A 22,440-nucleotide genomic window follows, 5' to 3' on the forward strand; every position below is an offset into this window, starting at 1 on the left:
GCGGGCCGGGACAATTCCCCGCGGGGAATGACGCGGCCCCGCCCGTTCGCCGGGCGGGGCCGCCGAGAACGCGCTCTCTCAGGAGCGGGACCACTTCTGGTTGGCGCCGCCGCCGCAGTCCCAGATCTGCAGGCGGGTGCCGTTGGCCGAGCTCACGTCGGTCGCGTCGAGGCACCTGCCCGACTGCGGGTTGACGATCTGGCCGTTGCCGGAGTTGTACGTCCACTTCTGGGCGCCGGTGCCGTTGCAGTCGTAGAGCTGCACCTTCGCGCCGTTGGCCGTGGAGCCGCTGGTGACGTCCATGCACTTGCCGAGCGCGCGCACCGAGCCGTCGGCGTTCCACGACCAGTTCTGGGCGCCCGTGCCGTTGCAGTCCCAGAGCTGGACGGCGGTGCCGTTGGCGGTGGCGGCCCCGGCCACGTCGACGCACTTGCCGCCGATGCCGGTGATGCGGCCGCCGGTGCCGGTGTCGGTGGGCGGGGCGTAGACGCGGACGTAGTCGACGGTCATCGTCTGCGGGAACGTGGTGGTCGCGTCGGGGTAGCCGGGCCAGTTGCCGCCGACCGCGACGTTCATGATCATGAAGAACGGGTGGTCGAAGACCCAGCGGTTGCCGCCGAGGTCGGCGGGGGTGCGCCGCTGGTACTCCACGCCGTCCACGTACCAGACGATCAGGTTGGGCGACCAGTCGACGGCGAAGGTGTGGAAGGCGTCGGCGAACGCGCCGCCGATCGTGTAGCCCGCGCCGATGCCGCCCCCGCCGGAGTAGCCGGGGCCGTGGATGGTGCCGTGGACGGTGTTCGGCTCGCGGCCGATGTTCTCCATGATGTCGATCTCGCCGCTGTTGGGCCAGCCGACCGAGCCGATGTCGTTGCCCAGCATCCAGAAGGCCGGCCAGATGCCCTGGCCCCTGGGGAGCTTCATGCGGGCCTCGAAGCGGCCGTAGGCGCGGGTGAAGGTGGCGGAGGTGAGCAGCCGGGCCGAGGTGTACTGGCAGGTGCCGTAGTGGCACTGGTAGTTGGCCGGGTTCTCGCGGCGGGCGGTGATGACCAGGTTGCCCGAGCCGTCGAGGGCGGCGTTGCGGGTGCTGTCGGTGTAGTACTGCTGCTCGTTGTTGCCCCAGCCGCCGCCGCCGATGTCGAAGCGCCACTTGGCGGCGTTCACGGCGCTGCCGGCGGCTCCGTCGAACTCGTCGGACCAGACCAGCGGGCCGGGGGCGGGGGCGGCGCTCGCGGTGCCGGCCAGGGGGACGAGCAGGGCGAGCACCGAGACGAGCGCGGCGCCGACGGCGAGCAACGTGCGGGATGTTCGGGGGGTGCGGATCATTCGGGTTACCTCATCGGATCCACGAGTCGTGATTTTACGGAAACCTTCCGGCAATCTCACCGTCCCTGTCAAGAGAGCGCTCTCACTGAAGACCCGACTTCGCTTCGAAGTAGCAACCGTTAGGACATCGCCCCGAAATAATCCGTTCAGAGACTGGCGATTCCGTGCAGAAGTGGCAGGAGGGGCTGTTGTGGACATCGATCACAAGAGCATGGAGGCCGCCGGCAAGGCGATCCACGACGAGGGCGGCGAGTTCGCCAGGGCCGTCAGCCTGGACCGCTCGGCGGTGGAGACCCTCAGGGCCTACCTCGGCGAGGACGAGGCGGCGCTGATCTTCCGCAGGGGCAAGGACGGCCACCCCGGCTACGACGCCGCGCAGAAGGACCTGTTCACCGCCCTGGACAACCTCACCAAGTCGTACGAGGCCATCGGCGCGGCCGTCACGGCCATGAGCAAGAACGTCAAGACCGCCGACTGGGCGAGCATGGTCGACAAGAACGCCTTCGTGCACGACCTGGTGGAGTTCGGCAAGCAGCAGCCGAAGGACCTCGCCGTGCCCACCACACCGGTCGAGCTGGCCTGACGGCCGGCGAGGGAGGGGACGGGCATGGCCCTGGGGCTCGGAGCGAAGGTCGCGCTGACCGGCATGGCCGGGGCCGGAGCCGCGGGCGTGCTGGCGCCCGAGGTGCTGTTCGGCATCTCGTACCTGGACGGCGACCCGAAGAAGATCCGCGAGCTGGCCGACACGCTGGACGACGTCGCCGACGACATCGACAAGCACTTCCGCGAGGCCAACGCGACCGCCGAGAAGGTCTGGAAGACCAGCGAGGACCCGGCGGTCGAGGAGTTCAAGAAGTTCTGGACCACCCAGTACGGCCCGGCCGTGCTCGCCGTCTCGCTCAAGCACCGGAACGTGGCCAACGCCTGCCGCGCCTACGCCGACACGATCGAGAAGATCAATCACGCCCTGCACGTGCTGTGCTGGATCCTGACGGTGGACATGATGTACACCATCGGCTACCAGGTGGTCACCTGGAAGATCCTTCAGGCGATCATGAAGCGGAAGGCGCTGGTGCTCAAGTACACCGCCAACCGGTTCGTCGTCATGCTGCTGCCGCTGTTCGCGTACATGCTGGCCGACAGCGCCGCGTACGCGACCGGCGAGGTCGTCCTGCCCCTGGGGATCAACTACCTGGGCGGCGTCAAGAAGGACCTGTCGGGCAACGACGTCAGGTCGGCCGGCTACAACCTCGACGCCTTCCGCGAGCACTTCGTGGCGAACATGGCCTTCGACACGGTGGCCGAGGGCAGCACGGCGCTGATGGCGAAGGTGCCCGGCCTGCGGAACGTCGCCACCCACGTCAAGCTGCCGAACGGCACCGAGCTGAACACCGGCAGCTTCCTGCCCCGGATGGCGTCCTCCGTCACGTACTCGATGACGATGGACGCGCAGCACGGGGACAACCCGCTGCCCGGCGCGGAGCACGGCCTGACCAAGGAGGAGATGTACCAGAAGTTCCTCATCCACGGCACGCGCAGCCTCATCGCGCGCCCGTGACGACGCTGCGGCTATCGGCGGCGCCGATCGCCCTGGGCGGGAGGCCGGTCGCCGTCGAGGTAGGGGCGCGTCACCTCCATAAGCCGTCGCGCCGCGTCGTCGGTCGCGCGCCGCGACAGCTCCATGATCGCGCCCGCCAGCTCCTGCGACCCCAGCCGCATCGCCCTGGGGTCGAGATGCAGGCCGAGGAGCTGTCCCGAGGACGAGACGCGCACCTTGATCTTGCCGTCCGTGCTCTCGGCCTGCCCCACCACGTCACCGACCTTGCCGATGACCTCGGAGAACTCCTGAGAACTCGTCTGGAACTCCGCCATGAGGCGGTCGAGCTCCGGATCGCCGCTGCGGAGATCGCGCTGAATCATGCGCCAGTTGTGCCACAAAACTCACATAAGGCGCAATACCTAACAAAAGACACAGCAGATCAGGGGACGCGGAGCACGATCTTGCCCCGGTTGCGCCCGCGCTCGCCGCGCGCGTGCGCCTCGGCGGCCTCCGCGAGCGGGAAGACCTCCTCGACCTCGACGTTCAGCTCGCCCTTGTCGATCAGCTCGGCGATCCTGGTCAGCGCCGCGCCGTCCGGCTCGACCAGGATGCCGGTGGCGCGCACGCCGCGTTCGCGGGCGCGCTCGACCAGCTCGGGCTGCACGCCCGACGGCACCGCGATGAGCAGCCCGCCCGGCCGCAGCACCTCCAGCGAACGGGTGCTCGTCCGGTCGTGGGAGTCGCCGACGAGGTCGAGGACCACGTCCACGTCACGTACGGCCTCCTCGAACCTGGTCGTGGTGTAGTCGATCACCTCGTCCACGCCCAGCGAGCGCAGCCAGTCGTGCCGGGCGGCGCTGGCGGTGCCGATGACGTACGCGCCCGCGTGCCGGGCGAGCTGCACCGCCAGATGGCCGACGCCGCCCGCCGCCGCGTGGACCAGCACCCGCTGCCCGCTGCCGAGCGCGGCGGTGTCGACGAGGGCCTGCCAGGCGGTGAGGGCGGCCAGCGGGGTCCCGGCGGCGGCCTCGTGGCCGAAGGCGCGCGGCTTGCGGGCGAAGTGGCGGGCGGGCGCGGTGACGTACTCCGCGTAGGCCCCCGCCTGGCGCGGGAACCACGGCATGCCGAACACCTCGTCCCCCGGCTCGAAGATCGTCACGCCGAACCCGGTCTCCTCGACCACGCCGGAGACGTCCCAGCCCAGGATGAACGGCGGCTCCCCCAGCACCCCGGCCATGCCGCCGCCCTGGCGGGTCTTCCAGTCGACGGGGTTCACGCCGGCGGCGTGCACCCGTACGAGGATTTCGGTGGGCAGCGGGGCCGGTCGCGGCACCTCGGCGAGGCGCAGCACCTCCGGGCCGCCGAAGGAGTCCTGAACGATCGCGTGCATGGTGGATGACATGCAGCCGACGCTACCCAAGAGAGGGTAGTAACTAGCAAGGGACACTACTATCCTTTGGGTAGTAATCACCCATGAAGGAAAGGACCAGGTCATGGCGCTGACCTGCCGCTCCGGCCTGCACGACCGGCACGACGTCTACGCCGCGCAGTGCCCCTGCCGGGACGTCCTCGATCTGCTGGCCAACAAGTGGTCCGCCCTCGCCGTCGGCGCGCTGGAGGAGGGGCCGCAGCGGTTCGGCGCGCTGCAGCGCCGCCTGGAGGGGGTGAGCCCCAAGGTGCTCACCCAGACCCTGCGCCGCCTGGAGGAGAACGGGTTCGTCGACCGGACGATCTACCCGGCGGTCCCGCTGCACGTCGAATACGCGCTCACCGACCTCGGCCGCGGCGTGGCCGGCCCCCTCGGCCTGCTGCGCTCCTGGGTGGAGCAGCACCTCGACGAGATCCACGCCGCGCGCGCCGACGCGGGAGGCCACGAGTAGCGTGGCCACCCACGTGTCGGCCGGGTTGTGCGCTACTTCCTGGCGAACACCCCGAACTCGTCCGCGTTGTCGGCGGTGACCAGCTCGCAGTCGATCGACTGCTTCTCCTCCTTGCCCGTCTTGCCGGTCTTGATGAACTGGTCGGCCTGGTCGACGGCGCTGATGGCGCCGAGCGCGGCGGGCTGCAGCGCCGTGGCGTGCATCTCGCCGGCCTTGATGGCGGCGATCGCGTCGGGGCTGCCGTCGAAGCCGACGACCGTGACCTTGTCCAGCAGGCCGGCGGCCTTGAGCGCGGCGACCGCGCCGAGGGCCATGGTGTCGTTGCCGGCGATCACGCCCTGGATGTCGCGGTTCTTCTGGATGATGGTCTCCATCTTGGTGAACGCCTCCTGCTGGTCCCAGTTGGCGCTCTCCTTGGCGACCTGCTTCAGGTCCGGGTACTGCGAGATGACGTCGGCGAAGCCCTTGGAACGCACGCTGGCGTTGGTGTCGGACTCCTTGCCGACCAGCTCGACGTAGTTGCCCTTGTTCTTCATGGCCTCGACGAACGACTGCGCGGCGAGCTGCGCGCCCTGGGCGTTGTTGGAGACGATCTGCGCCTTGGCGATGCCGGTGGCGTTGATCTCCCGGTCGATCAGGAAGACGGGGATGCCGCCGTCGGTCGCCTTGCGCACCGGGCCGATGGAGGCGTCCGCGCCGGCGTTGTCCAGGATGATCGCCTTGGCCTGGCGGGAGATCGCCGCGTCGATCAGCTCGCTCTGCTTGTTGGGGTCGTCATCGTGGGAGGCCACGGAGGTCTGGTAGCCGAGCTTCTCCGCCTGGGCCTTGGCGGCGTCGGCCTCGGCCTTGAAGAACGGGTTGTCGTGCGAGGGCGTGATGATCGCGATCAGCCCGCCGGCCGCGCTCGCGCCGCCGCTCGCGGACGCGCTGGTGGCCGGCTGCTCGCCGCCGCCCCCTCCGCAGGCGGTCAGCGCGGCGCAGCCGATGGTCAGGGACAGGGCCATGGTGAGCACACGGCGCATGGTGGTTCTCCTTCGGGGGGTGGTGCTGTCTAGTCGTGGTGCTTGGTCGCGGCGACCGCCGCGGCGGCGGCCCCACGGCGCTTGAATCGCTGCTGCCCCTGGTCGAGCATGACGGCGAGGATGATCACGGCGCCCTTGATGAGGATCTGCCAGAACGTCGACACGCCCAGGATCACCAGGCCGTCGGCGAGGAAGCCGATGACGAACGCGCCGACCAGGGTGCCGCGCACGGTGCCCCGGCCGCCGCTGAGCGCCGCGCCGCCGATGACGACCGCGGCGATGGCGTTCAGCTCGTACGTCTCCCCCGCCTGCGGCGCGGCCGAGGTCAGCTCGGAGGCGATGATGAGCCCGGCCACGGCGGCGCACGCGCCGGAGATGACGTACACGAGGGTCTTGACCCGCCGGATCGGCACGCCGGACAGGTCGGCGGCCCGCTCGTTGCCGCCCGTGGCGTAGAGCCAGCGGCCGAACGGCGACTTGGCGAGCAGGAGGGTCGCCGCCACCGCCAGCGCGATCATGATCCAGATCGAGGTGGGCAGACCGAGCGGGCGGCCGCTGCCGAGCAGGCCGAAGCCGGTGTTGCCGAGGGCGGGGTTGCCGGCCAGATTGGGATAGGTGGCGCCGTCGGAGATGAGCATCGCCGCGCCGCGGGCCACGTACAGCATGCCGAGCGTCGCGATGAACGGCGCGACGTTGAAGCGGGTGACGAGCAGCCCGTTGAGCGCGCCGACGGCCATGCCGACCGTCACGCACAGCACGATCACCACCCACACCGGCGGATAGGCGATCACGCCGCCCACGTGGAGGCCGCCCAGCAGCTCGCCCGCGACCACGCCGGACAGCCCGACGATCGAGCCGACCGACAGGTCGATGCCGCCCTTGAGTATGACCAGCAGCATGCCGAGCGCGATGACCGCGTTGATGGCGACGTGCTTGGTCATCGTGATCAGGTTCGGGACCGTCAGGAACGCGTCCGACAGCAGGGCGAAGACGACGATGAGCACGGCGAGCGCGATGAACGCGCGCGCCTCGAAGGCCACGTTGAGCAGCGACAGGCGGCGGGCGCGGGCGGCGGCTTCCCGCTCCGGGGGCGCGGCGGTGGCGGTCGCCGTCATGACGCGCCGTCCCGTTCTTCGGCCTGGGTTCCGCCGTCGGACACGCGCATGAGTTCCTCCCGGGTGAGCTCGCCGCGCCGAAACTCGCCGACGAGGGCGCCGCGGGCGAGCACGAGCAGCCGGTCGGGGATGTGCAGAGCCTCTTCGGCGTCGGATGTGGTGAAAAGGACGGCCAGCCCGCTCCTGGCCTGGGCCGCCATCAACTCGAAGATGTCGGCCTTGGCGCCGACGTCGACCCCGCGTGACGGCTCGTCGAGCAGCAGCACGCGCGGCCCGGTCAGCAGCGCCTTGCCGATGACCACCTTCTGCTGGTTGCCGCCGCTGAGCGAGCCGATGGCCGCCGCGTGGCCGCTGGTCTTGACGGTGACGTCGGTGATCGCGCGGGTGACCGCGGCCCGCTCGCGCGGCTGCGACACGAACAGGCCGCGGACGTACGAGCCGAGCGCCGCGAGTGACAGGTTCTGCCCCACCGACATGGTCTGGACGAGGCCGTCACGCTGGCGGTCCTCGGGCACCAGCACCACGCCGCGCTCGATGCGCTCGCGGATGCCGGGCCCCTCCAGGGGTGTCCCGGCCAGCAGGATCTCGCCGGACACCGGCCGGAGCCGGCCCGCGACCGCCTCCAGCAGCTCGGTGCGGCCCGCGCCCATCAGGCCGTAGACGCCGACGATCTCGCCCGCGCGCACGGCGAGCGACAGCCCGTCCACGGCGAGCCGGTCGGGGACGGCCGGGTCGGCGACCGTGAGGCCGCGCACGGTCAGCGCCTCCTCGCCGAGCACGGGCTCGCGGTCGGGGAAGAGGGTGTCCTGGTCGCGGCCGACCATCTGCTCGACGATCCAGCGGATGTCCACCTCGTCCGCCCTGGCGGTGGCGACGAGCGCGCCGTCACGCAGCACCACGACGTCGTCGGCGATGTCGAGCGCCTCGTCGAGGTGGTGGGAGATGTAGACGACGGCCACGCCCGCGGCGGTCAGCTCCCTGATCACCTTGAACAGCACCTCGACCTCGGGCGCGGTCAGCGCGGAGGTCGGCTCGTCCATGATCAGGACGCGCGCCTCCTGGAGCAGGGCGCGGGCGATCTCCACGAGCTGCTGCTGGCCCAGCCGCAGGTCGCCGACCAGCTCGTCCGGGTCGGTGTGCTCCTCCAGCCGGTCGAGCACGGCCCGGGTGGCCGCGCGCTGCGCCTTGCGATCGACGGTGCCGAACCCGGTGCGGACCTCGCGGGCCAGGAACAGGTTGTCGGTGACGCTGAGGTTCGGGCACAGGCTCAGCTCCTGGTGGATGATGGCGATGCCCAGGTCGGCGGCGTGCCGGGAGGACTGGAGCCGCACGGCCCGCCCGTCCAGCTCGACGTGACCCGTAGTGGGCCGCTCGATGCCGGCCAGGATCTTCATCAGCGTGGACTTTCCGGCCCCGTTCTCGCCGAACAGCGCGGTCACGCGGCCCGCGGTGACGGGGAAGTCGACGCCTCTGAGCGCGTGGGTGCCGCCGTAGACCTTGGTGACCTCGCAGGCCCGCAGCACGGGAGCGCTCATGAGATCGCCACCGGGGTGATGGTCACGGTCTGCGGGGTGAGCAGCGTGAACGCGCCGGTGAAGGTGATCTCCTTGCCGTCCAGGGCGGCGACGTCGAGGCCGTTCAGCAGCTTGCCGCGCAGCTCGTTGTTCAGCGCGGTGGCGGCGTCCGCGTACTCGACCTGGTTCGTGAACTGGCCGAAGGTGATGAAGCCTGCGGCGTCGCGCAGCGCCGTGCCGTTGATGGCCGGGCCGATCTGCAGCGACACCTTCGTGTCTTCCGGCAGGCCCTCGACCGTGACGGGCAGCAGGCCGGAGCGGGCCTTGCCCGCGGTGCCCGTGCCCTTGACGGCGAAGCTGTACGGGCCGGTGCCCTGGCGTTTGCCGTACTTCTGGCCGGCGGCCTCCTTGTCGTCGGCCAGGGCCTTGAGCAGGACCGGCAGGTCGACGGCGGACTGCTCGATGGCGGGCACCACTTTGGCCTGGTAGTTCTGGGCGCCGAAGGCGGCCGGGTCGAACTTCGCGGGCGCCGCGGCGGCGGCCGTCTCGGCGGTGCGGTACTCGGTGTCGACCGCCATGAGCACGATCAGCAGGGCGACCAGTGCGGCGGCGATCCACCGGGCCGGGACGCGCCGGCGGGCGGCCGGCGCCGATGCGGTCATGTGACTTCTCCTTCCTGCGAGGGCCCGGAGTGCTCGGGACGGGCCTGACGGACGGCCGCGTGCCAGGCAGCCTTCCTTCTGGCGCGCCCGGCCTCGTCGATGGCGGGCCGGTAGGTGTCGGCGGGCCGGTGCCTGGCCTCCAGGCGGTCGAGGGTCCAGAGCTTGGCGGCGAGCCCGGCGGCGTCGGCCGCGCCCAGCGCGGACAGGTCGTGCTCGCCGCTGCGGGCGACGATCCGCCCGCTGAGGTCGGCCTGCAGGCGCATGAGCCGGGCGCTGCGGGTGAGCCCGCCGTCCGCCATGAGGACGCGGACCCGTCCGGTCGCCGCCTCGACGGCGGCCACGACGTCCTCGACCTGGAAGGCCACGGCCTCCAGTGCGGCGGCCACCAGCTGCGCCCGCCGGGTGCCCAGCGAGAAGCCGGTGATGACGGGCGTCGCGTACGGATCCCACCAGGGGGCGCCGAGGCCGCCGAAGGCGGGCACGAAGTGCGTCCCGCCGGTGTCCGCGTCCTCCGCCTCGGCCAGCAGGGTCTCGGCGGGCGCGTCCAGCAGGTCCGCCAGCCAGGAGATCGCGCGGCCGGTGGCCCGGATGTTGCCCTCGACGGCCGGCACCGGGCCGTCGCCGAGGTCCCACGCGATGCTGCGGCACAGCCCCGGCGCGTCCCCGCCGCCGACCGCCATCACCGAGGAACCGGTCCCGTAGGTGGCCTTGACCACCCCGGGCCGCCAGCCGGCGTGGGCGAACATCGCGGCGTGCGAGTCGCCCAGCACCGCCAGCACCGGCGTCCCGTCGGGCAGCGGCGGCAGGTCGCGGACGGCGGGGAACGGCCCGGTCGAGGCCGTCACCCGGGGCAGCACCTCGGCCGGCACGCCGAACAGCTCCAGCAGCCGCTCGTCCCACTGCCCGGTCCCGATGTCGAGCAGCTGGGTGCGGGAGGCGTTGCCGACCTCGATGACGTGCTCGCCGCCGAAGCGGCTGAGCAGCCAGGAATCAATCGTGCCGAGGCAGAGCCCGCGCCGCCCGTACGTGTCGAGCAGCCAGCGGGCCTTCAGCGCGGAGAACATCGGGTCCAGCGGCAGGCCGCTGACCGAGCGGACCAGCTCGGCCGAGCCGGCCAGCTCGTGGCAGCGGTCGGCGGTGCGCTGGTCCTGCCAGCTCAGCAGCGGCCCGGCGGGCTCGCCGGTGCGCCGGTCCCACAGGACCAGGGACTCGCGCTGGTTGCTGATCCCGACGCCGGCGACCCGGTGGGCGTGCTCGGGGGCGACGCAGGCGGCGACCGCCCGCCGCACGCTCTGCCACAGCTCCGCGGGGTCCTGCTCGACCCAGCCCGGCCGAGGCTGGGCCTCGGCGAGCGGGACGGCCGCGCGGGAGACGACCCGGCCGTCCTCATCGACCAGGAGCGCCTTGGTGGAGCTGGTGCCCTGGTCGATGGCGAGGATGAGCGGGCTAGCCATGGCTGAGCAGGCTCCGCGCCGAGGCGGCGATGCCCTCCGGGGACATGCCGTAGCGGTCGAGCAGGAAGGCGGCCGACCCGGTGGGGGCGAACTCGGGGACGCCGAGGATGGCGACCCTGGCGGGGTGGTGCTGGACGACGGTCTCGGCGACGGCTCCTCCGAGACCGCCGGCGATGGTCGACTCCTCGACGGTGACGATGCCCGCGGTCTCCCGCGCGGCCGCTACGACCGCCTCCGTGTCGAGCGGCTTGACCGTCGGCATCGACAGCACCCGCGCCGAGACGCCCTCGGCCTCCAGCTGCTCGGCGGCGACCAGCGCCCGCCACAGCACGGTGCCGTTGGCGATCAGCGTCACGTCGCCGCCCTCGCGCAGCGTCACCGCCCGGCCGGGGACGAAGGTGTAGTCGTCGGCGTTCACCTGCGGCACGCTCATCCTGCTGACCCGGACGAACACCGGCCCCTCCACCTCGGCCGCCCAGCGCAGCGCGGCGCTGGTCTCGATCGGGTCGGCGGGGACGATGACGGTCAGGTTGTCGATGGCCCGCAGCCAGGCGATGTCCTCGATGGAGTGGTGAGTGGCGCCCAGCTCGCCGTAGGCCAGGCCGGGGCTCATGCCGCACAGCTTGACGTTGTGGTTGGAGTAGGCGACGTCGGCCTTGATCTGCTCCAGGGCCCGGGCGGTGAGGAAGCAGGAGGCCGCGGAGACGAACGGGATCCGGCCGCCGTTGGCCAGGCCGGCGGCCACGCCGACCATGTCCTGCTCGGCGATGCCGACGTTGATCAGCCGGTCGGGGAAGGACGTGCGGAAGCCGGCGAGCTTGCTGGAGCCGACCGAGTCGTTGACCACGCCGACGATCCGGTGGTCCTCGTGCGCCAGCTCCGACAGGGTCGCGACGTAGGCGTCCCGGCAGTCGAAGCGGGGCCGGTCGGCGACCGAGGTCATGGCTTGTCCTCCAGTTCGGTGAGCGCCTGCTGATACTCGGCCTCGTTCGGCACCTTGTGGTGCCAGGCGACGTTGTCGCTCATGAACGAGATCGGGTGGCCCTTGTGCGTGTGGGCGATCACGAAGGTCGGCTTGCCGGGCCGCAGCGGCACCGACGACAGCACGTCCAGCAGCTCGCCGTGGTCGTGCCCGTCGACCTCGGTCACGGCGAAGCCGAACGCGGCCGCCTTGTCGTGCAGCGGGTCGAGGTCATTGGTCTCCTCGACGGTGGCGCCCTGCTGCAGCCGGTTGCGGTCGACGATCACGGTCAGCCGGTCGAGCTGGTGCTGGGAGGCCGCCATCATCGCCTCCCAGTTGCTGCCCTCCTGCAGCTCGCCGTCGCCGACCAGCACGTACGTCCGGCGCGGTGAGCCGTCCAGCTTGGCCGACAGCGCGTGCCCGACCGCGACCGGCAGCCCGTGCCCGAGCGGCCCGGTGTTGGCCTCGACGGCCGCGACCTTCGTCCGGCTGGGATGGCCGTTGAGCGCCGACAGCGGCTGCAGGAACGTCGCCAGCTCGGCCACCGGCAGATAGCCGAACGCGGCCAGCGTCGTGTACAAAGCCCCTGCGACGTGGCCCTTGCTCAGGATGAACCGGTCGCGTTCCGGGTCGGCGACCCGCTCGGGGCTGAGGTCGAGCACCGCGCCGTACAAGGTGGCCAGGATGTCGATGGCCGAGAAGTCGCCGCCGATGTGGCCCGCCCGCGCGTGGTGGACGAGCTTGAGGTCCTGGATGCGGATCTGCCGGGCGGCCTCGGCCAGGTGCGCGACCTGCTCGGCGCGGCTCGCGTGCGGGCCGAGCCGCTCGAAGACGGGCAGGCCGACGTGCTCGTGCACGGCCAGCTCGGTCATGCCTCCTCCAGCCCGGCCATCGAGGTCAGCAGCGCGTTCTGGACGAGCCGCTGCGCCGCCAGCGCGTCGTGCGCGGCCTGGGCGGCGGCGAGCGCGTCGTCGTCGAGGACGTCGAGCGCGCGGTGCACCGCCTTGAGGAAGCGGATCGCCTGCTTGGCGGCCTGGACGCTGTCCTCGCGGAAGGGGAACTGGTCGAGCTGCCAGACGCCGTCCCAGTTGTTGCGGCGCAGGGTGTGGAAGAACTCGAACGTCTCCACCAGGTGCACCGAGCCGACCACCATGTCGTCGTCCCAGCCGCGCATGTTGTCGTTGACGTCGATGGCGAACAGCCGGCCGTGGTCGATGGCGAGCTGCGCGGCGTCGGCCGGGGTCTCCTGGCCGTAGAGCGAGTGGCCGAAGTCGAGCAGGATGCCGAGGTTGGGCAGGCCGATGCGCTCGATGCCGAGCAGCGTGCGGGCCACGCTCGGGAAGATGATCTTCACGCGGGGCTCGCGCGGCTTGTACTCGATCACATAGTTGATCTCAGGGTGCGCGGAGCACAGCTCCGTCAGGCCGTCCAGCGCGAGCTGCCAGATGTCGTGGTAGTTCACCTGGAACGGGTAGTCCCAGCCGTCCTGGCCCGGCCACAGCTTCACGTACGAGCAGCCCAGCTCCAAGGCAACCTCGGTGGCGTCGTGCATCAACGCGATCGCCTTCTTGCGCACGGCGGGGTCGGGGTTGGTGAACGAGCCCTTGACGAAGTCGCGCGTGTAGATCTCGGGCGTGATCGCGATGGCCTTCAGGTCGTTCTTGGCCAGCGCCGCCTTGACGTCGTCCAGGCTGCCGTCGAACCCGACGAACGGCCAGTTCAGGTCCACCACCGACAGCTCGCCCACCGCGCCGGCGCGGTCGATCTGCTCCAGCAGCCCGACCGGTGGACCGTACCCGTCGGTGGCGTAACGGTCCTTGTAGGTGGCGAAGTGCCAGATCCCGGCACCGAAGGTCGGCATGCCCGTCACGTCGATCACTCCTTGTTGAGCAGGTCGTGGTGTCCCGGCGGTCAGCACGCGGCACATCACCACGGTCCATTGCATATTTATGCTCTAACGCATAATCTTCCGTTCCCGTAGGGTGGCTGATCCGTGAGGTGGCTGTCAATAACTTCTCGCCACCTCCTCCACCCGACTGTGAGGATGACGTAGCGTGCGCGAAACAATCGGCCGTCGCCGCGGCGGCGCGGGGAACGACCCGTCCGATGGAAAATGTTGGGCGAGGAGTCTTCGCGGTGGCGAGAAGGGCGGATCCTGATGGCTGTGCACGCGAGCGGCGTCGGCCGGTCCGGCCCCGAAGGGCGGGTGCGGCTGATCACCAAGGTCGCGCACATGTACCACGAGCGCGGCATCCGCCAGGCCGACATCGCCGACGCCCTGCACATCTCGCAGACGAAGGTGTCCCGGCTGCTCAAGCGGGCCGGCGAGATCGGCATCGTACGAACCGTCGTCGTGGTCTCCCAGGGCGTGCACCTCACGCTCGAACAGGCGCTGGAGGACCGCTACGGGTTACGGGAGGCGGTCGTCGTCGACGTCGACGGCGACGAGTCGGAGATCCTCGCCGGCATCGGCTCGGCCGGGGCGGCCTACCTCGAGTCGACCCTCGCCGGCGGCGAGCGCATCGGCATCTCCCCGTGGAGCCAGACGCTCCTGTCCGTCGCCGACCGGCTCCGCCCGCTGCGGGTGGCCGGCGCCGATCGCGTGGTCCAGCTCGTCGGCGGCGTCGGCGAGCGCACCGTCCAGGCCAAGGCCAACCGGCTCCTCGGCCACCTCGCCGAGCTGGTCGGCGCCGAGCCGATCTACGTCCAGGCGCCCGGCCTGGTCGGCACCGCCGAGATCAGCCAGAGCCTGGTCGGCGACGCCGCCATGCGCACGGTGACCGAGGAGTGGCAGAGCCTGACGATGGCGCTGGTCGGCATCGGCAGCGTGCAGCCCTCGCCGCTGCTGCGCGACAGCGGCAACGCCCTCGCCGCCACCGACCAGGACAAACTCATCGCCGCCCACGCGGTCGGCGACGTCTGCCAGCGCTTCTTCGACGCGACCGGCGAGCTGATCCACAGCGACCTCAACAGCCGGGTCGTCGGCATCGACCCCAAGGTCTTCCGCGCGATCCCGCGCCGCATCGGGATGGCGGGCGGCGAGCGCAAGCACGCCGCCATCCGAGCGGCGATCAGCGGCGGCTGGGTCAACGTCATCATCACCGACGTCGCCACGGCCCGCGCCCTGCTCGACGAGCCGGACGATTTTTGAGGGACTGCCGCCCGCCCTGGCGGCAGGGAAGCCGGCCCTGACGGCAGGGAAGCCGGCCCTGACGGCGGGGAAGCCGGCCGTCCCGCCGCCCGCCCTGCCGGTTCCCGGGCCGCCCGCCGTCAGCGCCTGGTCCTCGGACCGCTGCGGCGCACGTCGCGCGCGCCGACACGGGCCGCCCGCCGGAGGCGTGAGAGGATCGTCGCCGTGTCACGCCTGCTGATCGTGCACCACACCGCCTCGCCCACGCTCCATGAGCTCTTCACCGCCGTGCGCGACGGCGCCACGACCGACGAGGTCGAAGGCGTGGAGGTGGTCACCCGGGCGGCGCTGCGGGCCACCGCCGTCGACGTGTTCGAGGCCGACGGGGTCGTCCTGGGCACGCCCGCCAACATCGGCTACATGAGCGGCGCGCTCAAGCACTTCTTCGACACCGTCTACTACCCGTGCCTGGAGGAGACGCGGCGGATGCCGTACGGGCTGTACGTCCACGGCAACAACGACACGACCGGGGCCGTGCGCGCCGTCGAGTCGATCGCGGCCGGGCTCGGGTGGGAGCGGGTCGTCCGGCCGGTCACGGTGACGGGGCCGCCGGGCAAGGACGACCTCGCGGCCTGCTGGGAACTCGGCGCCACCCTCGCCGCGACCATCAGCCCCACGTAGGGCGCGTCATCGGGTGGCCGCCAGGTCGGCGAGCCCGGCCCGTACGTCGGGGAACGAGCCGTCGCCGAACAGGACCCGCGCCGCCAGCGCCCGCCCGGCCCGGCCGCGCAGCAGCCCCACCGCCGCCTCGGCCGCCGCGGCCGTCCGTACGCCGGCGAGCGCCCGCCGCAGCAGCAGCCGCCCCCGGAACCGCGCCCGCAGCGCGCCCCCGTCGTACCGTCGCAGCACCTCCTGGTCGCCGGTCCGCAGGTATCCCGCCACGACCGCCGCCGCCAGCTCCGACAGGCGCAGGCACGGGTCCAGCCCACCGGCCGTCAGCGGCGACACCGCGCCCGCCGCGTCCCCGACGAGCAGCCCGGCCGGGCAGGCCAGCCGCCGCAGCACCCCGCCCACCGGGATCGGCCCGCCCCGCCGCTCGACCGGACCGGCCGGCGGCGCGTGCCCCGGCGCGCCGTCCGCCAGGAAGGCGTCCAGCAGGTGCCGTACCCCGGCGCGCATCGCGCCCGGATCCCCCGCGACGCCGACGTGCGCCTGCCGCCCGTCGTCCACCACCCACCCGAGGTAGCCGGGCGCGACCCGCGGATCCAGCACGCAGTGGAACGCCGGACCGTCCGTGCCCGGCGCGATCGGGTGCACCAGCTCGGCCCCGACCAGGAACCGCCGGTTGACGTCGAGGCCGAGGTCACGGGCCACGTGCGAGCGGGCGCCGTCCGCGCCGACCACGAACCGCGCCGCCACCGGCTCCGCCCCCTCCAGGGTCACGACGCCCGACCGCGCCCCGACGTACCGGACACCGGGGACGACCTCCGCCCCGGCGGCCTCCGCCGCGTGGCGCGCGTACCGGTAGACGCCCGGCATGTCGGCCACGCGGTACTCGTCCCGGTCGCTGGTGAGCCGGACCGGCGAGCGCCGCGACGGCGGGTACAGCAGCACGTCCCGGATGCCCGGCCCGAGCAGGTGCTCGGGCAGGTCGAAGTCGTCGAGGGTACGGCGGACGAAGATCCCCGTCGTCCGGATCCCCGAGTCCGGCGATCTGCGCCGGTCGATCACCAGCACGTCCAGATCGCGCCGGGCGAGCAGCCGGGCGGTGTGCAGACCGGCCAGCCCCGCCCCCACCACCAGTACGTCCACTCTTCGCATATCTCGCAAGGTAGGCGCGCTCCCGCGCCGGGACGGCGGTCTGCACGGTATCCGCCCGGCACCCTCACCTCTTCTCCGCATTCACCACAAAGGCGCGGCCAGCGCGCGCCACTGCCGCAGAGGCGGCTCATCCGGCGTGGCCGTCAGCACGTGCGGGCTGACATGATCAGCACCGGCCTCGTGCTGCTCCTCGACCCGCCGCATGACGTCCTCAGGTCCGCCGGTGACGACCAGGGCGTCCACCAGCCGACCCGGCGCGGCGGCCCGAGCCGACCGGCTGCTCACCCTCGGGCTGACCGGAGTGCACCCGGGAGCAGCACCAGACCTCAGCCAGCGGGCGCGACGAAGCAGAACTCGTTGCCCTCGGGATCGGCCATGACCTGGAACGCCCCCTGATCGTCCACGACCTGCTCGCGGATCGGCGCGGCGCCGAGCCGTACTGCGGCGGCGACGGCCGGCCCGATCGCCTCGACCTCGATGTCCAGGTGCAGCCGGTTCTTCACCGCCTTGCCCTCGGCGACCGGCTGGAACGCGAGCCGTACGCCGCCGGGCGGCTCCACGTGCGCCCATCCCCGCGCCCGGTGCACCGGCTCCCCGCCCAGCAGCGCCGCCCAGAACCCCACCAAGTTCGCCGGATCCCGGCAGTCCACCACAATCTGGCTCACACGCATGACCGCCAGCGTAGCGATCATCCGCGGCCGAACCTGCGCGCGATCCGCGCCATCAACCGCGACAGACGGGAAGGAAGGGCGTCAGGTTCAGGAACGGTGACGGGACGGACGCGCCCGTTGTGGATGGCGCCGATCCTCCATCCGGCGTCCGTCCGTACCACGACGACGGTCTGCTGGGACAGCCGCCGCTCGGGGAGAGCGGACCGCCACGGCATCAGGACGGAGGCCGTGCCGTGCACGACCGCCACGTCAGGGGTGAGGTAGCGGATCGACTCCAGCTCGCCGACCAGCGCCGAGCCGGCCAGGACGCCGCGGAAGAGCGTGTCGTGATTGCGCTGGTGCTCGTGCCGGCCGCGGGCGATGGTGCCGTCGTAGGAGACGTAGTCGGAGTCGTCGGTGAACAACGCCCCGAACGCCTCCGCGTCCCCCGCCGTCCAGGCGGCCTTGAAGTCGGCGAAGAGCCGCTCGATCCGCTCGGTGTCGCGGCTGGTGGACCCTTCGGCGAGGGCAGGTGTACGCATGATGCCTCCTCGGCTGATATCGTTCTTTCGATCAACGAAATGTACGATAACAGAAAGATTCGAATGTCGAAACGTCAACTCATCAGAGAGATCGCCATGCAGCTCCGGCTGCTGCAGCAGAGCTTCGACGCCTTCGACGAAGCCGCCGCCGCCCGGCTCGCACTGAACCGCACCGACCTGCGCTGCCTCGACGGCGTGCTGACCGACGGCCCGGTGACGGCAGGTCAGATCAGTGCCGCGCTCAAGCTCAGCCCGGCGGCCACCACCACGGTCATCGACCGGCTGGAGCGCGCGGGCATGGTGACCCGTTCCCCCGATCCGGACAACCGCCGCCGCGTCCTCGTCACAGCCACCGACGCCGCCCGTACGGTCGAGTCCGAGATCTTCGCCCCGGTCGGCTTGGCGGGCGCCCAGGCGCTCCAGCGGTACGGCCCGGACGAGCTCGCCGTCATCCTCGACTTCCTGCGCACCGCCCGGGACGTCCAGGAGGACCAGGCCACCCGCCTCAGAAGCTCTTCATGAACGGGCGGCGCCGGGACCCGGCGCCCCCGTCCGCCTGCGGCCACACCGACAGTGGTGTCGAGCGGCCGGGCCGTACCGTGCTGATCCACCCGCGAGGGCAGGCCGGCGGCGACCGACCCCGGGTCCTCGATGCCAGGGTGCGGCAGCCCGGCGTCGGCGAGCACCCCGAGGTGCCGGCGCAGCTCGTCCACCGCCTGCCTGCCGGTGGTCGTAACGGCCGCCGTGCCGGTTCAGCTTGTCGAGCGCCGACCCGCAGTGGGAGGCCGCGGTCGCCGTGCCGCAGGCACCCCCGGTACCCCAGCGTCCGCAGGGCTTGAGGGGGTGGAAGACCGCGGCTACCGGGACCTGTGCACGTGAATCACGCACACATGGTGAAAAGGCGGCTGATGCTCTGCCCGGGCTCTTCCCCCTCGGTGTGGAGGACCGTCGTCGCAAGAGCCTCGTTCCCCGGGTCGTGCACCCACTGACGGAGGAAGTCGTGCCCGTCCCGGCTGATCCAGTCGGTCCCCTTCGTGGCGAGACTGCGCTGCCGCAGGATCTGGACGGACCGTTCCCGGTCGGAGGAGGGCAGCACGAGCACCACATGACCGACGGGGCGAAGCGCGAGCCGAACCCGCTCGAACAACTCGGACCGCGTGTAGTGGCTGTGACCGGCTCCGAGGGAGACGATCGCGCCCGGATGGTCGGCCATCATGCGTTCCACGGCATGAGCACGCGCGGGTTCCCACTCCCGCTCGGCCGCGACCCTGCCCACGGCCTGGATCCGGTCACGCAGCCGATCCATGCTCCATCCGACCTCGGCGTAATAGGTCTCGCCGAGCGCGTCCACGTCGACGAACTGTCTACCTGTGGCTGAGGCCAGTCCCTCCCCCAGCGTGGTCTTTCCTGCTGCGGCCGGACCGATGAGAACCATCCACGGGGCTGTACGCATTCCTCCATCCTGGCGGCCGGCGACAGGTCGCCATGCTCCGGCACCGTGGCAGCGCTCGCCATCATGGCTCGGTTCGGCGCGACAGGCGGGATCGGCCCCATACGCGTGCGCTCCCCCGCCCCATGGACTCCCCGACGGCTTCGGCATGCGACGAACCACTCCGCCGGATGGCCGTACACCGCACACCCGCCCCTGAACCGACCGAAAGTATGATCCCGGCCCCCACGGCCCCTGCTTCCGACCGGTGCCGTCACCTTCCGTGGCTCTCCAGGATGAAGCCCCATGCCACGCGAAGATCTCCACCAAAACTCGCACCCCCAGGTCCCGGCCGACCGGCGACCCGAGAGCGCCGCGCCCTCCTCGGGCCGCCCCCGGATCCTCGCGCTCGACGTGCTGCGCGGCTTCGCGCTGTGCGAGATCCTGCTCGCCAACATCCAGCTCATGGCCACCGGCGGCTCCGCCGTCGCGGTCCAGCCGATGGGCGACTGGGATCCCTGGCTCGGGCTGCCGATCTTCTCCCTGCTGTTCGGCATAGGCTTCGCGCTGCTGCTGGACTCCGCCGCGAGCCGCGTCCCTCGCCCACGCCTGGTCCTGCTGCGCCGGCTCGGGGCGCTGCTCGCGATCGGCCTCGTCCACATGCTGCTGTGGCCGGGCGAGATCCTGACCGACTACGCCGTCGTCGGCATGCTGGTGCTGCTGCCCTCGACCTGGCTGCCGCGCTGGGCCATGGCCGGCCTCGCCGCCGTACTCATCCCGGCGGCGCTGGTCCTCGGCGGGGGCGGGCCCTTGCTGATCGCCGGCCTGTTCCTGCTGGGCGCGACGCTGGTCCGCTACGGGGTCATCGGCCGGATCGAGCGCTCCACCCGCGGCCCGCTCCTGCTGGGCCTGGCGTTCGCGGCGGGACTGGCCGCCGCTGTGTGGGCCCAGGCGAGCATGCGGGCCGTGGGGGCCACGACGTACCTGCCCGCCGTGACCACCCTGGCCGATCTGCTGCTCGTCGGCGTGTACGTGTGCGGCATGCTGATCCTGCTCAGAACCCCGCTGCGACCGGCACTGCGCTTCGTCTTCGCACCACTGGGCCGGATGGCGCTGACCGGCTACCTGACCGCCACGCTCCTCGTTCTCCTGGCCGCGCGCGTCCTCGGCCTGCCGATCGGCGAGTCCTTGACGACGGCGTACTGGACAGCCGGAGCCATCCTCGCCGCCCAGTGGTTGTTCTGCACGCTCTGGCTCCGCCACTACCGCCAGGGCCCCGTCGAGTGGCTCTGGCGCTGGGCCACCTGGACGCACCGCCCACCCCTCAGCAGGGGCGGGCATAGTGAGTGATCCATGCCCCGAACCGAACAAGGAGCGAACCCATGAGATTCGACGACCATCGCGTTGTCATCACCGCTGCCGGCCGCGACTTCGGGCGAACCCTGGCCCTCCGATTCGCAGACCTCGGCGCGGAGGTCTTCCTGTCCGCGCGCACCCTCGCCGCCGCCGAGCACGTCCGCGACGAGATCCGCGACCGAGGCCACCAGCAGGTCCACGCGTACGCCTGCGACCTGACCGACCCCGCCTCGATCCGCGACTTCGCGTCCGGCGTCGCCCAGCACACCGACCACGTCGACATCCTGATCAACAACGGCGCGCGCTACCTCCACGGCCCGGACCTCCAGTCGGCCTCCGACGCGGATGTCGTCGACACCATCGCATCCGGCGCAACCGGCACGGTCCTGACCGTGAAGAACTTCCTCCCCCTCCTGCTCAACTCGGACAAGCCGGACGTAGTGACGATGGTCTCCGCCTGCGGAACGGCCGGACATCACCGCTCGGACGCGCACGACGCCTTCTACGCGGCCAAGAGCGCCCAAGCCGGTTTCACCGAAATTCTCTCCAAGCGCCTGCGGCCCCAGGGAGTCCGGGTGATATCGCTCTACCCGCCCGACTTCGACAACCCCGACCCCCTCTCCGAGGAGTGGGAGTCCACGCCACGGGAGGCCAAGGACGCCCTCACCGCGCAGTCACTCGTGGATGGCATCCTCTTCGCGGTCACCCAGCCCCGCGACTGCTTCATCAAGGCATTCCACTTCGAACAGGTCTGAGCGGGTCACATCGCCGCCCGCTCTTTACCTGTGACGTCATCGACTCACTGCACGGCCGCCTGCCACGATCACGGAAGTACGAAGCGCGACCGACCGGAAGGGATCCCATGTCTGCCTACGTCATAGCTCACCTGCGAGAGTCCGCCCCGCACCCGGAGATCGTCGAGTACATGGAACGCATCCCCGCCACCTTCGAGCCGTACGGCGGCCGCTTTCTCGTGCGCGGCGCGAAGCGCAAGGTGCTGGAGGGCAGCTGGCCGGGGGACATCGTGATGATCGGCTTCCCGGGGATCGAAGAAGCGCAGAGCTGGTGGGACTCGCCCGCGTACCAGGAGATCGCACCACTGCGCTCACGGCACATCGAGGGCGACATCATCCTGGTGGAAGGCGTCCCCGAGGGCTTCGACCCGATTTCCACCGCGAACGAGATGCGGGAGGCGCTAGGCGCCCGTGGATAGGCAATGACGACGTCGCGCCGGGGTCGGCAGGCTCACCGGGCGGCCTATGCTTGCCGTCCTTCGGGTGCTTGAGCTTGTCCTTCGCCACGGCCTGCCGATACGTCCGTCGGGGTGTCCCGATGGAACGGGGACACCCCCTCCAACGCTTGATACAGCGTCACCCCGAGCGAGTACAGATCCCCCGCACCACCGCTGTCCACGCCGTTGAACCGTTCCGGCGCGACGTACTCCAGCGAGCCCATCAGCCCATCAGCACACCGCTCACCGTGAGAGCGGTGTCCCCCGCTTCACCGCGATCCCGAAGTCAGTGAGGAGCACGCGCCCGTCCCGCCCGAACATCACGTTCGCCGGCTTCACGTCCCGGTGCACGATCCCGGACGCGTGCGCCGTACCAAGGGCCTCCAACGGACCATTCTGGAGAATCCGCTCAGCGAGAGTGCCGCCGTCGACGAGTTCCATGACGATCCACGGCGCCTGATCCTCGATCACCACGTCATGGAGGGTGACGATGTGCGGATGCGACCGCAGCCGTGCCGCGTTGCGCGCCTCCCGCTCGGCGCGCCGCAGCCGCTGCGCATGCTCCTCGTCGGAGGCGGCCGACGGGAGCCAGACCTCCTTCACCGCCACATCCACATCGAGAGATTCGTCGTGAGCCTTCCAGACCCGCCCGAAGCCCCCGCCGCCCAGAACAGACTCCAGGCGGTACCGCCCGCTGATCAGACGTCCTGGCTGTGTCTGCGCGGCCACCATGCTCCCTCGTCTGCACCGAAGTCCTGACAGCGTACCTGTGCGTACGCGCGCGAATCTGTCAAATCCCCAGACCCG

27 protein-coding genes are annotated in these 22,440 nt (G+C 71.3%); 9 read left to right on the forward strand and 18 right to left on the reverse strand.

The features are described from left to right. Positions 1-78: 78 nt before the first annotated feature. Entirely contained in the window at positions 79-1,326 is a 1,248-nt protein-coding gene (locus tag ABD292_RS42365; RefSeq protein WP_344217854.1) for a ricin-type beta-trefoil lectin domain protein, read from the reverse strand. A 190-nt stretch (positions 1,327-1,516) separates the two neighbouring features. On the opposite strand from ABD292_RS42365, the gene ABD292_RS42370 reads away from it, so the two are divergent. Both ABD292_RS42370 and ABD292_RS42375 read left to right on the forward strand, forming a co-directional pair. Beyond that, positions 1,517-1,909: a hypothetical protein gene (locus ABD292_RS42370; RefSeq protein WP_344217856.1), complete on the forward strand. Its 393-nt coding sequence runs from the start codon at positions 1,517-1,519 to the stop codon at positions 1,907-1,909. Positions 1,910-1,933: 24 nt separating this feature from the next. Further along, on the forward strand, positions 1,934-2,884 hold the full coding sequence (locus ABD292_RS42375; RefSeq protein ID WP_344217858.1) for a WXG100-like domain-containing protein: 951 nt from the start codon (positions 1,934-1,936) through the stop codon (positions 2,882-2,884). Between the two features lie 11 nt (positions 2,885-2,895). Here the strand turns inward: ABD292_RS42375 and ABD292_RS42380 are convergent, their stop codons facing one another. Together ABD292_RS42380 and ABD292_RS42385 are read right to left on the reverse strand one after the other, a co-directional pair. Continuing rightward, positions 2,896-3,246, reverse strand: coding sequence for a YbaB/EbfC family nucleoid-associated protein (locus ABD292_RS42380; protein WP_344217860.1), 351 nt, complete (start codon positions 3,244-3,246; stop codon positions 2,896-2,898). Between the two features lie 59 nt (positions 3,247-3,305). Continuing rightward, a complete protein-coding gene (locus tag ABD292_RS42385; protein WP_344217862.1) occupies positions 3,306-4,268 on the reverse strand; it encodes an NADP-dependent oxidoreductase in 963 nt (320 codons plus the stop codon). Positions 4,269-4,359: 91 nt separating this feature from the next. On the opposite strand from ABD292_RS42385, the gene ABD292_RS42390 reads away from it, so the two are divergent. Further along, positions 4,360-4,746, forward strand: a complete 387-nt coding sequence (locus ABD292_RS42390) for a winged helix-turn-helix transcriptional regulator (protein ID WP_344217864.1) — start codon at positions 4,360-4,362, stop codon at positions 4,744-4,746. 32 nt (positions 4,747-4,778) lie between these two features. Here the strand turns inward: ABD292_RS42390 and ABD292_RS42395 are convergent, their stop codons facing one another. Genes ABD292_RS42395 through ABD292_RS42430 form a run of 8 tightly spaced genes read right to left on the reverse strand, consistent with a single transcriptional unit; the run spans position 4,779 to position 13,335 of the window. Next, positions 4,779-5,768 carry a D-ribose ABC transporter substrate-binding protein gene (locus tag ABD292_RS42395; protein WP_344217866.1) on the reverse strand — a complete coding sequence of 330 codons (990 nt, stop codon included), beginning with the start codon at positions 5,766-5,768 and terminating at the stop codon, positions 4,779-4,781. A gap of 29 nt (positions 5,769-5,797) precedes the next feature. Next, complete coding sequence (locus ABD292_RS42400) at positions 5,798-6,883, reverse strand: ABC transporter permease (RefSeq protein WP_344217868.1); 1,086 nt, start codon at positions 6,881-6,883, stop codon at positions 5,798-5,800. Continuing rightward, the gene (locus tag ABD292_RS42405) at positions 6,880-8,418 is read right to left on the reverse strand and encodes a sugar ABC transporter ATP-binding protein (protein ID WP_344217870.1); all 1,539 of its coding nucleotides are present in this window, start codon (positions 8,416-8,418) and stop codon (positions 6,880-6,882) included. Before ABD292_RS42405 ends, ABD292_RS42400 begins: the two co-directional genes overlap by 4 nt. Then, positions 8,415-9,059, reverse strand: a complete 645-nt coding sequence (locus ABD292_RS42410; RefSeq protein ID WP_344217872.1) for a DUF2291 family protein — start codon at positions 9,057-9,059, stop codon at positions 8,415-8,417. Before ABD292_RS42410 ends, ABD292_RS42405 begins: the two co-directional genes overlap by 4 nt. After that, a complete protein-coding gene (locus ABD292_RS42415; RefSeq protein WP_344217874.1) occupies positions 9,056-10,513 on the reverse strand; it encodes an FGGY family carbohydrate kinase in 1,458 nt (485 codons plus the stop codon). The genes ABD292_RS42410 and ABD292_RS42415 overlap by 4 nt, the downstream gene beginning before the upstream one ends. Continuing rightward, positions 10,506-11,456 (reverse strand): transketolase family protein, encoded by a 951-nt coding sequence (locus ABD292_RS42420; RefSeq protein ID WP_344217876.1) that lies wholly within the window; start codon positions 11,454-11,456, stop codon positions 10,506-10,508. The genes ABD292_RS42415 and ABD292_RS42420 overlap by 8 nt, the downstream gene beginning before the upstream one ends. Continuing rightward, positions 11,453-12,346, reverse strand: coding sequence for a transketolase (locus ABD292_RS42425; RefSeq protein ID WP_344217878.1), 894 nt, complete (start codon positions 12,344-12,346; stop codon positions 11,453-11,455). Before ABD292_RS42425 ends, ABD292_RS42420 begins: the two co-directional genes overlap by 4 nt. Further along, complete coding sequence (locus ABD292_RS42430) at positions 12,343-13,335, reverse strand: sugar phosphate isomerase/epimerase family protein (protein ID WP_344218090.1); 993 nt, start codon at positions 13,333-13,335, stop codon at positions 12,343-12,345. Before ABD292_RS42430 ends, ABD292_RS42425 begins: the two co-directional genes overlap by 4 nt. Before the next feature lie 297 nt (positions 13,336-13,632). Between ABD292_RS42430 and ABD292_RS42435 the strand changes: the two genes are divergently transcribed. Together ABD292_RS42435 and ABD292_RS42440 are read left to right on the forward strand one after the other, a co-directional pair. Then, complete coding sequence (locus ABD292_RS42435) at positions 13,633-14,625, forward strand: sugar-binding transcriptional regulator (RefSeq protein WP_344217880.1); 993 nt, start codon at positions 13,633-13,635, stop codon at positions 14,623-14,625. A 204-nt stretch (positions 14,626-14,829) separates the two neighbouring features. Further along, a complete protein-coding gene (locus ABD292_RS42440; RefSeq protein WP_344217882.1) occupies positions 14,830-15,285 on the forward strand; it encodes a flavodoxin family protein in 456 nt (151 codons plus the stop codon). A gap of 6 nt (positions 15,286-15,291) precedes the next feature. Here the strand turns inward: ABD292_RS42440 and ABD292_RS42445 are convergent, their stop codons facing one another. From ABD292_RS42445 to ABD292_RS42460, 4 genes are all read right to left on the reverse strand, one after another. Continuing rightward, complete coding sequence (locus tag ABD292_RS42445) at positions 15,292-16,425, reverse strand: NAD(P)/FAD-dependent oxidoreductase (RefSeq protein ID WP_344217884.1); 1,134 nt, start codon at positions 16,423-16,425, stop codon at positions 15,292-15,294. Between the two features lie 81 nt (positions 16,426-16,506). Then, positions 16,507-16,710 (reverse strand): hypothetical protein, encoded by a 204-nt coding sequence (locus ABD292_RS42450; protein WP_344217886.1) that lies wholly within the window; start codon positions 16,708-16,710, stop codon positions 16,507-16,509. Positions 16,711-16,751: 41 nt separating this feature from the next. After that, positions 16,752-17,096 carry a VOC family protein gene (locus ABD292_RS42455; protein ID WP_344217888.1) on the reverse strand — a complete coding sequence of 115 codons (345 nt, stop codon included), beginning with the start codon at positions 17,094-17,096 and terminating at the stop codon, positions 16,752-16,754. 17 nt (positions 17,097-17,113) lie between these two features. Next, positions 17,114-17,617: an SgcJ/EcaC family oxidoreductase gene (locus ABD292_RS42460; protein WP_344217890.1), complete on the reverse strand. Its 504-nt coding sequence runs from the start codon at positions 17,615-17,617 to the stop codon at positions 17,114-17,116. Between the two features lie 63 nt (positions 17,618-17,680). Here ABD292_RS42460 and ABD292_RS42465 point away from each other — a divergent pair, with 63 nt between their 5' ends. Beyond that, entirely contained in the window at positions 17,681-18,139 is a 459-nt protein-coding gene (locus ABD292_RS42465) for a MarR family winged helix-turn-helix transcriptional regulator (protein WP_344217892.1), read from the forward strand. A gap of 358 nt (positions 18,140-18,497) precedes the next feature. Here ABD292_RS42465 and ABD292_RS42470 read toward each other — a convergent pair whose 3' ends face one another. Further along, positions 18,498-18,968, reverse strand: coding sequence for a hypothetical protein (locus ABD292_RS42470; RefSeq protein ID WP_344217894.1), 471 nt, complete (start codon positions 18,966-18,968; stop codon positions 18,498-18,500). A gap of 384 nt (positions 18,969-19,352) precedes the next feature. Between ABD292_RS42470 and ABD292_RS42475 the strand changes: the two genes are divergently transcribed. The 3 genes from ABD292_RS42475 (at position 19,353) to ABD292_RS42485 (ending at position 21,615) form a co-directional block, all read left to right on the forward strand. Then, the gene (locus ABD292_RS42475) at positions 19,353-20,396 is read left to right on the forward strand and encodes a DUF418 domain-containing protein (protein WP_344217896.1); all 1,044 of its coding nucleotides are present in this window, start codon (positions 19,353-19,355) and stop codon (positions 20,394-20,396) included. Between the two features lie 32 nt (positions 20,397-20,428). Beyond that, the gene (locus tag ABD292_RS42480) at positions 20,429-21,157 is read left to right on the forward strand and encodes an SDR family oxidoreductase (protein ID WP_344217898.1); all 729 of its coding nucleotides are present in this window, start codon (positions 20,429-20,431) and stop codon (positions 21,155-21,157) included. A gap of 107 nt (positions 21,158-21,264) precedes the next feature. Beyond that, on the forward strand, positions 21,265-21,615 hold the full coding sequence (locus tag ABD292_RS42485; RefSeq protein WP_344217899.1) for a DUF1330 domain-containing protein: 351 nt from the start codon (positions 21,265-21,267) through the stop codon (positions 21,613-21,615). Positions 21,616-21,659: 44 nt separating this feature from the next. On the opposite strand, the gene ABD292_RS49120 is transcribed toward ABD292_RS42485, so the two are convergent. Further along, positions 21,660-21,857: a protein kinase family protein gene (locus ABD292_RS49120; RefSeq protein WP_425565244.1), complete on the reverse strand. Its 198-nt coding sequence runs from the start codon at positions 21,855-21,857 to the stop codon at positions 21,660-21,662. Between the two features lie 19 nt (positions 21,858-21,876). Next, positions 21,877-22,365 (reverse strand): serine/threonine-protein kinase, encoded by a 489-nt coding sequence (locus ABD292_RS42490; RefSeq protein ID WP_344217900.1) that lies wholly within the window; start codon positions 22,363-22,365, stop codon positions 21,877-21,879. Between the last annotated feature and the right edge of the window lie 75 nt (positions 22,366-22,440).

Source organism: Nonomuraea bangladeshensis (genome assembly GCF_039529455.1).
GTDB classification, from domain to species: domain Bacteria; phylum Actinomycetota; class Actinomycetes; order Streptosporangiales; family Streptosporangiaceae; genus Nonomuraea; species Nonomuraea bangladeshensis.